The organism is Pseudomonas sp. VA159-2 (assembly GCF_024126635.1).
GTDB lineage: Bacteria > Pseudomonadota > Gammaproteobacteria > Pseudomonadales > Pseudomonadaceae > Aquipseudomonas > Aquipseudomonas muyukensis.
This window is the reverse complement of sequence record NZ_JAMYBV010000003.1, coordinates 113478-127472: the sequence shown is the minus strand read 5'-3', so window position 1 is coordinate 127472 and position 13995 is coordinate 113478. Positions and strand designations below refer to the sequence as shown.

Sequence of the window (13995 nt, the reverse complement as noted above, 5' to 3'; positions counted from 1 at the left end):
TGTGCCCATACAGAGTCCAGAAGGCCCTTGGCCAACCACCTGTAGCGGAGGCTCCGATGACCCACCTGCGAGACCTGAAGATTTCCACCCTCGATTTGGTGCCCGTGCGCGCCGACGGCGGCCCGGCGCAAGCGCTGCGCAACTCGCTGGACCTGGCGCAACACGTCGAGCGCTTCGGCTACAACCGCTTCTGGGTGGCCGAGCACCACAACATGGACGGCATCGCCAGCTCGGCCACCGCCGTGCTGATCGGCTATCTGGCGGGCGGCACCTCGACCATTCGCCTGGGCTCCGGCGGGGTGATGCTGCCCAACCACGCGCCGTTGGTGGTGGCCGAGCAGTTCGGCACCCTGGCCAGCCTGTACCCCGGTCGCATCGACCTGGGCCTGGGCCGCGCCCCGGGTTCCGACCAGATGACCGCCCGCGCCCTGCGCCGCGAGCGTTCCGGCAGCGCCGACGATTTCCCCGACGACGTCGAGGAGCTGGCGCGCTACCTGGGCCCGCGCACCGACGATCAGAAGGTCATCGCCGTGCCCGGCCATGACACCGAGGTACCCCTGTGGCTGCTCGGCTCCAGCCTGTTCAGCGCCCAGCTGGCCGGCATGCGCGGCATGCCCTATGCCTTCGCCTCGCACTTCGCGCCGCGCTACATGCACGAGGCGATCCGCATCTACCGCGACCACTTCAAGCCATCGACGACGCTGGACAAACCCTACGTGATGCTGGGTATCCCGATGGTGGTGGCCGAAACTGACGAGAAGGCGGAGTACCTGGCCACCTCGGTGTACCAGCGCATTCTCGCGCTGATTCGCGGTCAGAGCTTGATGCAGCGCCCGCCGGTTGAAAGCATGAACGGGCTGTGGCTGCCCCATGAGCGCGAGGCGGTAAGCAGCTTCCTGGGCCTGGCGATGATCGGCAGCCCGCAGAAAGTACGGGCCAAGGTGGAGGTGCTGCTGGAACAGACCGGCGCGGACGAGCTGATCTTCACCAGCGACTTGTACGAGCATGCGGACCGGATCAAGTCCTATGAGCTGATGGCGCAGGCATTGCAGGCCGCGTGAGGCCCTTCGCCGGCAAGGCCGGCTCCTATACCTAACCTGTAGGAGCCGGCGAAGACGCCGGCAGTCAACCGCGGCGGTAGACGATTTCCTTGGTGCCGCCCTCGCAACTGCCGATCACCTTGCCGGCCGGCTCGCCCTTCTTGACGATCTCCAGCGAATAACCCTGCACGCCCTTGGCATCGAGCTTGGCGGCGATCTCCGCCTTGAGCTCCTCGCAGGGCTTGCCTGCCGCCATTGCACCACCGGCCAATACCATCAGGCCCACGGCCAGAATCAGTTTGTTCATCGATCGCTTTCCTTGTACTGATCAAAGACGAAAAGGGCGCGAAGCACGCGCCCTGGGATCTTATTACCCGATCATGCCGGGCAAGCCTAGCCTTGTTTCAGCTGTTGGCGATACGGAAGCCGACCTTCAGCGTCACCTGGAAATGCGCGGCCTTGTTGTCGCGGATATGCCCGCGGGTATCGACCACCTCGAACCATTCCAGGTGCTTGATGCTCTTGCCCGCCTCGGCCAGGGCATTGTTGATCGCGTCCTCGATGCTGGTGGGCGAGGAGCCGACCAGTTCGATCTTCTTGTAGGTATGGTGATCCGACATGAGCGCTCTCCTTGAGTGGGTGTCAGTTGAGCCTAGCAGCACAGGCCTGGTTTACCTGCGAGCCATCGTCGCAGGGGAAAGTTCGATCGCACTTTCGCCCCGCCGCGCAGTCGCAACCAGTACAGCCCACTACCGCGAAGGAGAGTCACCATGGCCCACAACTCGCTGCGCAAAGCGTCGCTGGAAAGCATGGAAGCCGAGATCGAGAGCCTGCTCAAGGCCCTGGAGCACCTCAAGCACGATGCCTCGGAAGAGTCCCACAAGACCATGAAGGCGCTGCGCGGCAATGCCGAGAACGCCCTCAAGCACTCGCGCAGCCTGCTCAGCGATGCCTATGACGAGGTCAAGACCCGCACCCGCCAGACCGGCATCGCCACCCGCGACTATGCCCAGGAACACCCCTGGACCACCGCCGGCGTGGCGGTGGGCGCCCTTGGCCTGCTGGCCGCCTACCTGATGTGCCGGCGCAACTAACCGGCCTGGCGCTGTAGTTCCTGGCGCAGCCAATGCGCCAGTTGCTCGGCGCGCCCGTCCGCAGCGCGCCGGGGTACCCAGAGCGCCAGGGCCGCCTGGGTCGGGGAAAAGCCCCAGGGCGCGACCAGCCGCCCGGCCTTGAGGTCATCCGCCACCAGCGGTTGCGGCGCGATGGCCACCCCCAACCCCGCCACTGCGGCCTCCAGCAGGTAGTACAAGTGCTCGAAGGCCTGGCCGTACTGCAGGCCCTCGGCGGCCAGGCCATGCTGGCGCGCCCAGGTTGGCCAGGCTTGTGGACGGGACGTGGTGTGCAATACCGCGAATCGTTGCAAAGCCACGGCTGGCGCGGCCTTCAAACGATCGAAGCTTTCCCACAGGGGGCTCAGTACCGGGCCAATGCGTTCTTCGGCAAGCACATGCACCTGCATGTCCGCAGGCCAGGGCGGCTCGGCGTACACCAGCAGCGCATCCAGCCCTGGGCGCCGTGGGTCGAGGTCGCCTTCACCGGCGGACAGGTGCAGGCGCAGTTCCGGCAAGTCGGCCTTCAGCCGCCCAAGCCGGGGGATGAACCAACGCGCCAGCAGGCTGCCGGAGCAGCCCAGCACGAACGGTGCTTCGTCGGCATCGCGGGCCAACTCGGCGCAGGCGCCGCGCAAGCGGTCGAACGCCTCGAAGCTGGCATCGCGCAGGCGCACGCCGGCAGCTGTGAGTTTGATGCCGCGTCCTTCCTTGACGAAAAGCACCACCCCCAAATGCTCCTCGAGCACCTTGAGCTGCCGACTGACCGCACCATGGGTCACGTGAAGCGCTTCGGCGGCCTGGCTGACACTGTTGAGTCGAGCCGTGGCCTCGAAGGCGCGCAGGGCGTTGAGGGGCGGGAGATCCTGAGCCATTTGACTTGTGAGTTTTCCTGACAGGTTTGCGCAATCTTATCGGTTTTCAGCCGGGCGTGCGCTGGTTAGAGTAGACCTCATTGATCAGCCTCAGCCCCTTTATCGACTATGTCTACGGAGCGCCCCATGACCCAGACCCAATACCGCGCCGGCCCTGATGCCAACGGCCTGTTCGGCTCGTTCGGCGGCCGCTACGTGGCCGAAACCCTGATGCCGCTGGTGCTCGACCTGGCCCGCGAATACGAAGCCGCCAAGGCCGACCCCAAGTTCCTCGAGGACCTGGCCTACTTCCAGCGCGACTACATCGGCCGCCCCAACCCGCTGTACTTCGCCGAGCGCCTGACCGAGCACTGCGGCGGCGCGAAGATCTTCTTCAAGCGTGAAGAGCTCAACCACACCGGCGCGCACAAGGTGAACAACTGCATCGGCCAGGTGCTGCTGGCCAAGCGCATGGGCAAGAAGCGCCTGATCGCCGAGACCGGCGCCGGCATGCACGGCGTGGCCACCGCCACCGTGGCCGCGCGCTTCGGCCTGCCCTGCGTGATCTACATGGGCGCCACCGACATCGAGCGCCAGCAGGCCAACGTGTTCCGCATGAAGCTGCTGGGTGCCGAGATCGTCCCGGTCACTGCCGGCACAGGCACTCTCAAGGACGCCATGAACGAGGCCCTGCGCGACTGGGTCACCAACGTCGACGACACCTTCTACCTGATCGGCACCGTGGCCGGTCCACACCCGTACCCGGCGATGGTCCGCGACTTCCAGTCGATCATCGGCAAGGAAACCCGCGCCCAGTTGCAGGAGAAGGAAGGGCGCCTGCCCGACAGCCTGATCGCCTGCGTCGGCGGCGGCTCCAACGCCATGGGCCTGTTCCACGACTTCCTCGATGATGCCAGCGTGCAGATCATCGGCGTCGAAGCCGGTGGCCACGGCGTGCACACCGACAAGCACGCGGCCAGCCTGAACGGCGGCGTGCCCGGCGTGCTGCACGGCAACCGCACCTACCTGCTGCAGGACGACGACGGCCAGATCACCGACGCCCACTCGATTTCCGCAGGCCTGGACTACCCCGGCATCGGCCCGGAGCACGCCTACCTGCACGAAGTGAAGCGCGTGGAGTACGTCAGCATCACCGACGACGAGGCGCTGGATGCCTTCCACGCCACCTGCCGCCTGGAAGGCATCATCCCGGCGCTGGAGAGCTCCCACGCCCTGGCCGAGGCGATCAAGCGCGCGCCGAAGCTGCCCAAGGACCACCTGATGGTGATCTGCCTGTCCGGTCGCGGCGACAAGGACATGCAAACCGTGATGAACCACATGGCCGCCCAGGAGAAACAGGCATGAGCCGTCTCGAACAACGCTTCGCCGAACTCAAGGCCGAAGGCCGCTCGGCCCTGGTCACCTTCGTCACCGCCGGCGACCCGGGCTACGACGCCTCGCTGCAGATCCTCAAGGGCCTGCCGGCCGCTGGCGCCGACGTGATCGAGCTGGGCATGCCGTTCACCGATCCGATGGCCGACGGCGTGGCAATCCAGCTCGCCACCCTGCGTGCCCTGGAAGCCGGCCAGACCCTGGCCAAGACCCTGCGGATGGTTCGCGAATTCCGTGTGGATAACCAGGCCACGCCGATCGTGCTGATGGGTTACTACAACCCGATCCACCGTTTCGGCGTGGAGCGGTTCGTCGCCGAGGCACAAGAGGCCGGCGTCGATGGCCTGATCATCGTCGACCTGCCACCGGAGCACGACGCCGAGCTGGCCACCCCGGCCCAGGCCGCCGGCATCGACTTCATCCGCCTGACCACCCCGACCACCGACGATGCGCGCCTGCCACGCGTCCTTGAGCGCAGCTCCGGGTTCGTCTACTACGTGTCGGTGGCCGGCGTGACCGGTGCGGGTTCGGCGACCACCGAGCATGTGACCCAGGCCATTGCCCGCCTGCGCCGGCATACCGACCTGCCGATCAGCGTTGGCTTTGGTATCCGCACGCCTGAGCAGGCCGCCGCCATTGCCCGTCTGGCCGATGGCGTGGTGGTCGGTTCGGCGCTGGTCGACAAGATCGCCCAGGCCAAGGATGCCGACCAGGCGGTGCAGGATGTGCTGAGCCTGTGCTCGACGCTGGCCGAAGGCGTACGCGCCGCTCGGGCCTGATCCGCGTCGCCTTGTTCGCCGGCAAAGCCGGCTCCTACAGGTTACGACGATCCCTTGTAGGAGCCGGCCTTGCCGGCGAACAACGCCAGCCGGCGCAACCTAACCTTCGAATATCGACAGGTCCAACGGCCTGATCGCCCCCATCCAGATCGCATGATCGCGGTGATCCGCCAGCTCATCGCCGGTTTCCGGGTGCAGGAACACCACTAGCCCCTTGCGATACAACGCCAACCACGGCAACACCACCCCCACCACCTCCGGCCCGAAGGCCAGCTGGCAGCTCCAGTCCGGGTGTGGCCCGACGGGTTTCTGGTGCATGCGCCCCATGGTCACGGGGAACAGCCGCGCCGCTTCCTCGCACAGCTCGCGGGCCTGCTGCATGGTCGATGCGTCGTAGTACACGTGGGCGTGATAGCCCTTGATCCTTTGCACGGTGGCTCCTGATTGCAGTCATGCGAACATCTTGAAGTCTACGCCATCCCTGTAGGAGCGGCCTTGTGTCGCGAAAGGGCCGCGAAGCAGCCCCGGCAATGTTGCAGGAATGCTGAAATCTGGGGCTGCTGCGCAGCCCTTTCGCGACACAAGGCCGCTCCTACAGACAGCGCCGCTCATCGGCCACGCTCCTGCTCCAGCCAGTCGACGAAGCGCTGGATCAGCGCCCCGCGCCGTTTGCGCGGCGGCAGCACCACGTAATACCCGCGCGCCGACCGTAAGCTGCCCTCCATGGGCCGGCACAACAACCCCTGCTCGACTAGCCCATCAACCAAGTGCGCCCAGCCAATCGCCACTCCTTGCCCGGCAATCGCAGCCTGAATCAGCAGCGTGTAGTTATCGAACCGCAGTTGCCCGGACGGAGGAGGGCTGTCCACACCAAGACCACGAAACACCCCCGCCCAATCGAACCAGCGACTGGCCTGCTCACCCTTCAGATGCAGCAACGGCAATCGTTGCAAAGCCACGGCTGACAAGGGTTTGCCATGAGTCAACCGTGGGCTGCAAACCGGGAAAACCTCCTCGTCGAACAACCAGCGACTCTCCCCCTGATGAAAGCGTCCATCGCCAAACAGCACCGCCACATCGATGTCCGGGCGCAGCATCCCCTGGCTGCGCTCGCCGGTCACCAGGCTTACATCCACCTGTGGATAAGCCTCGTGGAAACGCTGCAGACGCGGCATCAGCCAGAACGCGGCAAACGCGAAGTCAGTAGCCACCTGCAACACCTCGCGCTGACCACGCCCGCTGGCCAAGGCAACACCATCGTCCATGGCCTGAAGCCCTTGATGTACCTGCTCGAACAGCAGCTGGCCCGCTTCGGTCAGCTCGATACCCCGGTAGATGCGGTCGAACAAACGCGTCCCCAGTTGCGCCTCCAGGCGCTTGACCTGCTGGCTCACAGCCGGCTGGGTTGTGCCCAGCTCAAGGGCCGCAGCCGTGAAGCTACGCAAGCGCGCGGCGGACTCGAACACGCGCAAGGCATCGAGGGACAGATCGGCAAGGTGCTCAAACATAAGCTTGGCTAATCCCAGTCATTGCCCGGCATGGGCTTTACCCACGTTATCCACAGCACCATGCTGGATTGCAAGCGCTCCCCATAACCCTCGACGATGGAAGGCACCATGAAGCAACCCAACATCCTGTTCATCATGGCCGACCAGATGGCCGCGCCGTTGCTGCCGATCTACACCCCGTCGCCGATCAAGATGCCCAACCTGGCGCGCCTCGCCGAGCAGGCCGTGGTGTTCGACTCCGCCTACTGCAACAGCCCGCTGTGCGCGCCCTCGCGCTTCACCCTGGTCAGCGGCCAGTTGCCCAGCCGCATCGGCGCCTACGACAACGCCGCCGACTTTCCCGCCGACATTCCAACCTACGCCCATTACCTGCGTCGCCTGGGCTACCGCACCGCGCTGTCGGGCAAGATGCACTTCTGCGGCCCAGACCAGCTGCACGGCTACGAGCAGCGCCTGACCAGCGACATCTACCCGGCCGACTACGGCTGGGCGGTAAATTGGGATGCGCCGGGCGAGCGCCCGAGCTGGTACCACAACATGTCCTCGGTGTTGCAGGCCGGCCCCTGCGTGCGCACCAACCAGCTGGATTTCGACGAGGAGGTGGTGTTCAAGGCCCGCCAATACCTTTACGACCACGTGCGCGAGGACGATGGCCGGCCGTTCTGCCTGACCGTGTCCATGACCCATCCCCACGACCCCTACACCATCCCCAAACACTACTGGGATAGGTACGAGGCTGTGGATATCCCGCTGCCGCGCGAGGAAATTGCCCAGGACCAGCAGGACCCGCACTCGCAACGCCTGCTGAAGGTCTACGACCTGTGGAACAAGCCCCTGCCCGTGGGCAAGATCCGCGACGCCCGCCGCGCCTACTTCGGCGCCTGCAGCTACATCGACGACAACATCGGCAAGCTGCTGCAGACCCTTGAGGACTGTGGCCTGGCCGACGACACCCTGATCGTCTTCTCCGGCGACCATGGCGACATGCTTGGCGAGCGCGGGCTCTGGTACAAAATGCACTGGTTCGAGATGTCGGCGCGGGTGCCGCTGCTGGTCCACGCGCCCAAGCGCTTCGCGCCGGCCCGGGTCAGCGCCAGCGTGTCCACCTGCGACCTGCTGCCAACCCTGGTCGAACTCGCCGGAGGTGCTGTGGACAACCAACTGCACCTGGACGGTCGCTCGCTGCTCGGCCACCTGCAAGGGCAAGGCGGCCATGACGAGGTGATCGGCGAATACATGGCCGAAGGCACCGTCGGCCCGCTGATGATGATCCGCCGAGGCGCGTACAAGTTCATGTACAGCGAGGACGACCCCTGTTTACTCTACGACCTGAGCCGCGACCCGCACGAGCGGGAGAACCTCACCGGCAGCCCGGATCATCAGGCGCTGCTGCAGGCATTTGTCGATGAAGCCCGCCAGCGCTGGGACATCCCCAGCCTGCGCCAGCAGGTGCTGGCCAGCCAGCGCCGCCGCCGCCTGGTGGCCGAGGCGCTGGCCATCGGCACGCTGAAAAGCTGGGACCACCAACCGCTGGTGGACGCCAGCCAACAGTACATGCGCAACCACATCGATCTCGACGACCTCGAGCGCAAGGCACGTTATCCACAGCCCGCACCCCTGGATTGAGAAGAGAGGCCGCCATGCAGAAGTTCTCCACCGCCGTGCTCGCCCTGGCCCTGAGCCTGGGCACGGCCCACGCCGCCGACAGCGACGCGCAATGCAGCACCGTGAAACTGGCCGACCCCGGCTGGAGCGATATCGCCAGCACCAACGCCATCGCCCGCCTGCTCCTGGAAAGCCTGGGTTACCAGGTGAAGATCGACAGCCTGGCCGTGCCGATCATCTACGGTGGCCTGAAGGACGGCCGGGTGGATGCCTTCCTCGGCAACTGGATGCCGGCGCACCAGGGCTTCCATGACAAGTTCATCGCCAATGGCGATGTGCAGCAGTTGGCGAAGAACCTGGAAGGCACCGAGTTCACCCTGGCGGTGCCCGACTATGTATGGAACGCGGGCGTGAAGGACTTCGCCGACCTGCACAAGTACGCCGACAAGTTCGACAAGAAGCTCTACGGCATAGGCTCCGGCGCACCGGCCAACCTGTCGCTGAAAGAGATCATCGAAAAAGGCGAGTTCGACCTGGGCCAATGGAAGCTGGTGGAATCCAGCGAGCAGGCGATGCTGGCGCAGGTGGACCGGGCGGTGAAGAAGCAGCAGTTCATCACCTTCCTCGGCTGGACCCCGCACCCGATGAACGTGAAGCTGAACATGCATTACCTCACGGGTGGGGAACAGTGGTTCGGCAGCACGGGCGAGGTGTATACACTGACCCGCAAAGGTTATCCACAAGCGTGCCCGAATGCGGCAAAGCTGCTGGGCAATTTGCAGTTTTCGCTGGAGATGGAGAACAGCATCATGGCCGAGGTCGTGGATAAGAAGGTGAGCTTCGATGAGGCGGCCAAGGGTTGGGTGAAGGCCCATCCACAGGTGCTGGATGGTTGGCTCGCAGGCGTGACCACCAAAGCTGGCGGGGATGCAGCAGAAACGGTCAAAGCCAAACTCTGATTTTTGTCTGTTAGGCTGCCGGGGCCGCTTTGCGGCCCTTTCGCGACACAAGGCCGCTCCTACAGGAGTTCGCGGTTTTCTGTATGTCGCGAAACGAGGGCAAGGCCCTCGCCAGCGCTACTCAACAGGAATGACGCATGCCTCGTCTCCACCACCTGCTACCCTTCCTCACCTGGCTGCCCCGCCAATCGGCCCGCAGCCTGCGTCAGGACCTGCTGGTGGGCTTGAGCGGCGCCATCCTCGCCCTGCCGCAATCGATCGCCTATGCCCTGATCGCCGGCCTGCCCGCCGAGTACGGCCTGTACGCCGCCATCGTGCCGGTGCTGGTGGCCTGCCTGTGGGGCTCGTCCTGGCACCTGATCTGTGGCCCCACCGCCGCCATCTCCATTGTCGTCTACGCCAGCATCAGCCCACTGGCCGTGGCCGGTAGCGCCGACTACCTGACCCTGGTGCTGCTGCTGACCTTTCTCGGCGGTATCTTCCAACTCTTGCTGGGGCTGCTGCGCTTCGGCGCGCTGGTCAATTTCGTTTCCCACTCGGTGGTGCTGGGCTTCACCCTCGGTGCCGCCGTCGTCATCGCGCTGGGGCAACTGCCCAACCTGTTGGGCCTGGACCTGCCAAGCCAGGCCACGGCGCTGAAAACCGTGCAGGAATTAGCTGGCCATGTTGGCGAGGTGGATATGCCATCGCTGGTTCTTGGACTGAGCACCCTGGCGATCGGCGTGGTGTTGAAGCTGTGGCGCCGACGCTGGCCGGGCCTGTTGATAAGTCTGCTGCTGGTGAGCCTGGCAGCCTGGCTGTTGCCCGGCGTGTTCGGCCATGTACCGCGCGTACCCGCTTTCGTCGGCCAGTTGCCACCGCTCAGCCCACTGCCGTTACTCGATGTGGAATTGATACTGCGCCTGCTGCCCAGTGCCGTGGCTGTCGGCATGCTCGGGTTGGTCACCAGCCTGTCCATCGCCCGTTCCCTGTCCGCGCGCTCCGAGCAACTGATCGACGCCGACCAGGAAATCCGCGCCCAGGGCCTGTCGAACATTGTCGGCGCGTGCTTCTCCGGCTACCTGTCGTCCGGCTCGTTCACCCGCTCGGGGCTGAGCTATGACGCCGGGGCCCGCTCGCCACTGGCCGGCGTGTTCTCCGCCTTGTGGGTGGCGTTGTTCGCGATGAGCGGTGCCGGGCTGATCGCCCACCTGCCGATCCCGGCGATGGCGGGCAGCATCCTGCTGATCTGCTGGGGGCTGGTGGACCATCGCGGCATTCGCGCGTTGTTCCGGGTCAGTCGCTCGGAGTTCCTGGTAATGGCCCTGACAGCGGCGGCGACGCTGCTGCTGGCGCTGCAGACGGCGATCTATGCCGGGGTGCTGGCTTCGCTGTTCTTCTACCTCAAGCGCACTTCACGGCCACGGGTGCAGCAGAGCCGGGAAGGGGACGCAGACGTGTTGCGAGTGGGCGGGTCGATCTTTTTCGGCGCGGCGCATTACCTGCAGGTACGCCTGCAACGCTGCAAGGGGCCACATGTAGTGATCGACGCGCGGCAAGTGAACTTCATCGATTACTCGGGTGTGGATATGTTGCACCGCGAAGCGCGACGGATGATACGCCTTGGCGGCAGCCTTACGCTGCACCGGGCACGGCCGCAGGTGATCGAGGACTTACAGAAGCTGGAAGGGGTGGAGCTGTGTCCGATCCGGTTCAATGATTGACCTTTCAGATCCTGGGGCTGCTTTGCAGCCCTTTCGCGACGCAAGGCCGCTCCCACGAAGAGAACGCGGTCCCCTGTAGGAGCGGCCTTGCGTCGCGAAAGGGCCGCAAAGCGGCCCCAGCAATCTCAAGCCCGAGCGAGTTGTCTGCGCAGCTCATCCAGCACAGGCGCTGTGTCCGGACGCACCCCCCGCCAGATAAAGAACGCCTCGGCCGCCTGCTCGGCGAGCATCCCCAGCCCGTCCAGCACCTTTACCGCACCCAGCTTGCTGGCCCACTGGCAGAACGGCGTCGGCTCCTTGCCATACATCATGTCGTAGCAAACGGTGCGCCCCGCCTCGACCAGGCTGTCGGCAATCGGCGGCAACTCGCCAGCCAGGCTCGCCGAGGTAGCGTTGATGATCACGTCCACCGGCTCCTGCAACCAGCTGAACCCACTGGCCACCACCGGCCCCAGCTCATCGAACTCCCGCGCCAGCTGCTCGGCCTTTTCCACGGTACGGTTAGCAATCACCAGGGATTGCGGGTTGTGCGCCAGGATCGGCTCGAGCACGCCGCGAACCGCGCCACCAGCACCGAGGATGAGGATGCGCTTGCCGGCTAAAGTCACCCCGGCATTCACCGTCAGGTCACGCACCAACCCCGCACCGTCGGTGTTGTCGCCTTGCAGGGTGCCGTCGGCCAGCTTGGTCAGGGTGTTCACCGCGCCGGCACGCTGAGCGCGCGGCGTGAGGCTGTCGCACAGGCGATAGGCCTCTTCCTTGAACGGCACCGTGACATTGGCACCGCTACCTTGCTTGAAGAAGCCTGTGGCGCAGTCGCTGAACTCGTCCAGCGGCGCCAGCAGGGTGGCGTACTCCAGGTCCTCGCCGGTCTGGTCGGCGAACAGACGGTGGATCAACGGCGACTTGCTGTGGCCGATGGGGTTGCCGAATACGACGTACTGGTCCATGGGAGCTCCTCGATTATCCACAGGCTTACTGGGCGAGCCAGTCGCGGTCCTGCAGAAAGTAGTCGGTCAGGCGCGCTTCCTCGCTGCCAGGCTCGGCTTTCCAGTCGTAGCCCCAGCGCACTTGCGGCGGCAGCGACATCAGGATCGACTCGGTGCGGCCACCGGACTGCAGGCCGAACAGGGTGCCACGGTCGTAGACCAGGTTGAACTCCACGTAGCGGCCACGGCGGTATTCCTGGAACTCACGCTGCGCCGGGGTGTACGGGGTGCCCTTGCGGCGCTGGATGATCGGCAGGTAGGCGTCGACATAGGCATCGCCGATGGCACGGATGAAGGCGAAGCAGGTGTCGAAGCCCCATTCGTTCAGGTCGTCGAAGAACAGCCCGCCGATACCCCGCGGCTCGCCACGGTGTTTGAGGTGGAAGTAGCGGTCGCACCAGGCCTTGTAGCGCGGGTACACATCGGCGCCGAACGGCGCGCAGGCCTGCTCGGCCACGCGGTGCCAGTGCACGCAGTCTTCCTCGTTACCGTAGTACGGGGTCAGGTCGAAGCCGCCGCCGAACCACCATACCGCCTCTTCACCTTCCTTCTCGGCGATGAAAAAGCGCACGTTGGCGTGGGAAGTCGGTACATGCGGGTTGTGCGGGTGGATCACCAACGACACGCCCAGGGCCTCGAAGCCACGGCCCGCCAGTTCCGGGCGGTGGGCACTGGCCGACGGCGGCAGGCCGGCGCCGAACACGTGGGAGAAGTTGACCCCGCCTTTCTCGATCACCTTGCCCTCGCCGATCACCCGCGTGCGACCACCGCCACCGGCATCGCGCACCCAGGCATCCTCGACGAAGCGGGCGCCGCCGTCTTCGTTTTCGAGGGCAGTGCAGATGCGGTCTTGCAGGTCGAGCAGGTAGGCTTTTACGGCCTCGGTGCGGCTGGTCATCGGGTCACCTGGAAGGAGCGGGGAAATTCGCCGCGTAGCATACCACCGGGCGAGCCCGCGTCGCAGTTGACGGCGATCAAGCAAAGGCGTCCGATAGAAGACCCTTTGCGACCCGCGACGACAGGAGTGTGTGATGGCCAAGCGTATCCAGTTCAGCCAGCATGGCGGCCCGGAAGTGTTGCAACTGGTGGAGTTCGAGCCGGCACCGCCCGGCCCGCAGCAGGTGCGGGTGCGTAACCAGGCGATCGGGCTGAATTTCATCGATACCTATTTTCGCAGCGGGCTGTATGCGCCGCCGTCTCTGCCTTCCGGGCTGGGCACCGAGGCGGCTGGGGTGGTCGAGGCGGTAGGTGAAGGCGTCACGCGCATCAAGGTCGGCGACCGCGTGGCCTATGCCGGTGGGCCGCTGGGCGCCTACAGCGAGGTGCATACGCTGCCGGAGGCCAACCTGGTGAAGCTGCCCGAGGCGATCAGCTGCGAACAGGCGGCGGCGGTGATGCTCAAGGGGCTGACCACGCAGTATTTGCTCAAGCAGACCTACGCCGTGCAACCGGGTGATTTCGTGCTGTTCCATGCCGCCGCCGGTGGCGTGGGGTCGCTGGCTTGCCAGTGGGCCAGGGCGCTGGGGGCCAAGTTGATCGGTACCGTGAGTTCTCCCGAGAAGGCCGAGCGGGCCAAGGCACTCGGGGCTTGGGCGACCATCGACTACAGCCATGAAGATGTCGCCCAGCGCGTGCTGGAACTGACCGACGGGCAAAAGTGCGCGGTGGTGTATGACGGCGTGGGGGCCGATACCTGGCTGACTTCGCTGGATTGCCTGAGGCCGCGCGGGTTGCTGGTGAGCTTCGGCAATGCCTCCGGCGCGGTAACCGGGGTGAACCTGGGTGTCCTGGCACAGAAGGGGTCGTTGTATGTCACCCGGCCAACACTGGGCAGCTATGCCAACAATGCCGAGAACACCCAGGCCATGGCCGATGACCTGTTCGCGACGATCGCCAGTGGCAAGCTGGTTGTGGATATCCAGCAGCGGTATCCGTTGAGCGAGGCGGCCAAGGCGCAGGCAGAGTTGTCGGCGCGGCGGACCGTTGGCTCGACTGTGCTTCTGCCTTGAGGCTCTGGGGCTGCTGCGCAGCCCTTTCGCGACACAAGGCCGCTC

15 protein-coding genes are annotated in these 13995 nt (G+C 65.3%); 8 read left to right on the top strand and 7 right to left on the bottom strand.

All coding sequences use genetic code 11. From position 1 onward, the window contains the following. Positions 1-56: 56 nt before the first annotated feature. Positions 57-1061: an LLM class flavin-dependent oxidoreductase gene (locus tag NJG22_RS04205; protein ID WP_253092814.1), complete on the top strand. Its 1005-nt coding sequence runs from the start codon at positions 57-59 to the stop codon at positions 1059-1061. Between the two features lie 64 nt (positions 1062-1125). Here the strand turns inward: NJG22_RS04205 and NJG22_RS04200 are convergent, their stop codons facing one another. Continuing rightward, positions 1126-1347, bottom strand: coding sequence for a DUF1161 domain-containing protein (locus tag NJG22_RS04200; protein ID WP_217851543.1), 222 nt, complete (start codon positions 1345-1347; stop codon positions 1126-1128). 97 nt (positions 1348-1444) lie between these two features. Further along, positions 1445-1660, bottom strand: coding sequence for a dodecin (locus NJG22_RS04195; protein WP_042121737.1), 216 nt, complete (start codon positions 1658-1660; stop codon positions 1445-1447). Between the two features lie 150 nt (positions 1661-1810). On the opposite strand from NJG22_RS04195, the gene NJG22_RS04190 reads away from it, so the two are divergent. Beyond that, positions 1811-2134 carry a DUF883 family protein gene (locus NJG22_RS04190; protein ID WP_217851545.1) on the top strand — a complete coding sequence of 108 codons (324 nt, stop codon included), beginning with the start codon at positions 1811-1813 and terminating at the stop codon, positions 2132-2134. On the opposite strand, the gene NJG22_RS04185 is transcribed toward NJG22_RS04190, so the two are convergent. After that, positions 2131-3027, bottom strand: coding sequence for a LysR family transcriptional regulator (locus NJG22_RS04185; protein ID WP_253092812.1), 897 nt, complete (start codon positions 3025-3027; stop codon positions 2131-2133). The two genes, NJG22_RS04190 and NJG22_RS04185, sit on opposite strands and share 4 nt — an antisense overlap. A gap of 126 nt (positions 3028-3153) precedes the next feature. Here NJG22_RS04185 and trpB point away from each other — a divergent pair, with 126 nt between their 5' ends. Both trpB and trpA read left to right on the top strand, forming a co-directional pair. Beyond that, complete coding sequence (gene trpB, locus NJG22_RS04180) at positions 3154-4371, top strand: tryptophan synthase subunit beta (RefSeq protein ID WP_253092810.1); 1218 nt, start codon at positions 3154-3156, stop codon at positions 4369-4371. Further along, positions 4368-5177 carry a tryptophan synthase subunit alpha gene (gene trpA / locus NJG22_RS04175; protein ID WP_253092807.1) on the top strand — a complete coding sequence of 270 codons (810 nt, stop codon included), beginning with the start codon at positions 4368-4370 and terminating at the stop codon, positions 5175-5177. The genes trpB and trpA overlap by 4 nt, the downstream gene beginning before the upstream one ends. 99 nt (positions 5178-5276) lie before the next feature. On the opposite strand, the gene NJG22_RS04170 is transcribed toward trpA, so the two are convergent. Further along, the gene (locus NJG22_RS04170; protein ID WP_217851552.1) at positions 5277-5609 is read right to left on the bottom strand and encodes a DOPA 4,5-dioxygenase family protein; all 333 of its coding nucleotides are present in this window, start codon (positions 5607-5609) and stop codon (positions 5277-5279) included. Between the two features lie 176 nt (positions 5610-5785). After that, positions 5786-6685 (bottom strand): LysR family transcriptional regulator, encoded by a 900-nt coding sequence (locus NJG22_RS04165; protein WP_253092805.1) that lies wholly within the window; start codon positions 6683-6685, stop codon positions 5786-5788. Positions 6686-6793: 108 nt separating this feature from the next. Here NJG22_RS04165 and betC point away from each other — a divergent pair, with 108 nt between their 5' ends. From betC to NJG22_RS04150, 3 genes are all read left to right on the top strand, one after another. Further along, positions 6794-8311, top strand: a complete 1518-nt coding sequence (betC, locus tag NJG22_RS04160; protein ID WP_253092802.1) for a choline-sulfatase — start codon at positions 6794-6796, stop codon at positions 8309-8311. Between the two features lie 14 nt (positions 8312-8325). Continuing rightward, positions 8326-9249 (top strand): choline ABC transporter substrate-binding protein, encoded by a 924-nt coding sequence (choX, locus tag NJG22_RS04155; protein ID WP_253092800.1) that lies wholly within the window; start codon positions 8326-8328, stop codon positions 9247-9249. A 137-nt stretch (positions 9250-9386) separates the two neighbouring features. Continuing rightward, on the top strand, positions 9387-10952 hold the full coding sequence (locus NJG22_RS04150) for a SulP family inorganic anion transporter (protein WP_253092798.1): 1566 nt from the start codon (positions 9387-9389) through the stop codon (positions 10950-10952). 125 nt (positions 10953-11077) lie between these two features. Here NJG22_RS04150 and aroE read toward each other — a convergent pair whose 3' ends face one another. Together aroE and hemF are read right to left on the bottom strand one after the other, a co-directional pair. Further along, the gene (aroE, locus tag NJG22_RS04145; RefSeq protein ID WP_253092796.1) at positions 11078-11902 is read right to left on the bottom strand and encodes a shikimate dehydrogenase; all 825 of its coding nucleotides are present in this window, start codon (positions 11900-11902) and stop codon (positions 11078-11080) included. 25 nt (positions 11903-11927) lie between these two features. Further along, positions 11928-12839 (bottom strand): oxygen-dependent coproporphyrinogen oxidase, encoded by a 912-nt coding sequence (gene hemF / locus NJG22_RS04140; protein ID WP_253092794.1) that lies wholly within the window; start codon positions 12837-12839, stop codon positions 11928-11930. Positions 12840-12972: 133 nt separating this feature from the next. On the opposite strand from hemF, the gene NJG22_RS04135 reads away from it, so the two are divergent. Beyond that, positions 12973-13950: an NADPH:quinone reductase gene (locus NJG22_RS04135; RefSeq protein WP_253092792.1), complete on the top strand. Its 978-nt coding sequence runs from the start codon at positions 12973-12975 to the stop codon at positions 13948-13950. The last annotated feature ends 45 nt before the right edge of the window (positions 13951-13995 follow it).

Bases quoted from the DNA above. Each gene is read 5' to 3' on its own strand.
- NJG22_RS04135 (WP_253092792.1), top strand. From the start codon at position 12,973: ATGGCCAAGCGTATCCAGTTCAGCCAGCATGGCGGCCCGGAAGTGTTG.
- NJG22_RS04200 (WP_217851543.1), bottom strand. From the start codon at position 1,347: ATGAACAAACTGATTCTGGCCGTGGGCCTGATGGTATTGGCCGGTGGT.
- NJG22_RS04165 (WP_253092805.1), bottom strand. From the start codon at position 6,685: ATGTTTGAGCACCTTGCCGATCTGTCCCTCGATGCCTTGCGCGTGTTC.
- NJG22_RS04205 (WP_253092814.1), top strand. From the start codon at position 57: ATGACCCACCTGCGAGACCTGAAGATTTCCACCCTCGATTTGGTGCCC.
- NJG22_RS04190 (WP_217851545.1), top strand. From the start codon at position 1,811: ATGGCCCACAACTCGCTGCGCAAAGCGTCGCTGGAAAGCATGGAAGCC.
- NJG22_RS04150 (WP_253092798.1), top strand. From the start codon at position 9,387: ATGCCTCGTCTCCACCACCTGCTACCCTTCCTCACCTGGCTGCCCCGC.
- NJG22_RS04195 (WP_042121737.1), bottom strand. From the start codon at position 1,660: ATGTCGGATCACCATACCTACAAGAAGATCGAACTGGTCGGCTCCTCG.
- NJG22_RS04185 (WP_253092812.1), bottom strand. From the start codon at position 3,027: ATGGCTCAGGATCTCCCGCCCCTCAACGCCCTGCGCGCCTTCGAGGCC.
- trpA (WP_253092807.1), top strand. From the start codon at position 4,368: ATGAGCCGTCTCGAACAACGCTTCGCCGAACTCAAGGCCGAAGGCCGC.
- betC (WP_253092802.1), top strand. From the start codon at position 6,794: ATGAAGCAACCCAACATCCTGTTCATCATGGCCGACCAGATGGCCGCG.
- trpB (WP_253092810.1), top strand. From the start codon at position 3,154: ATGACCCAGACCCAATACCGCGCCGGCCCTGATGCCAACGGCCTGTTC.
- choX (WP_253092800.1), top strand. From the start codon at position 8,326: ATGCAGAAGTTCTCCACCGCCGTGCTCGCCCTGGCCCTGAGCCTGGGC.
- aroE (WP_253092796.1), bottom strand. From the start codon at position 11,902: ATGGACCAGTACGTCGTATTCGGCAACCCCATCGGCCACAGCAAGTCG.
- hemF (WP_253092794.1), bottom strand. From the start codon at position 12,839: ATGACCAGCCGCACCGAGGCCGTAAAAGCCTACCTGCTCGACCTGCAA.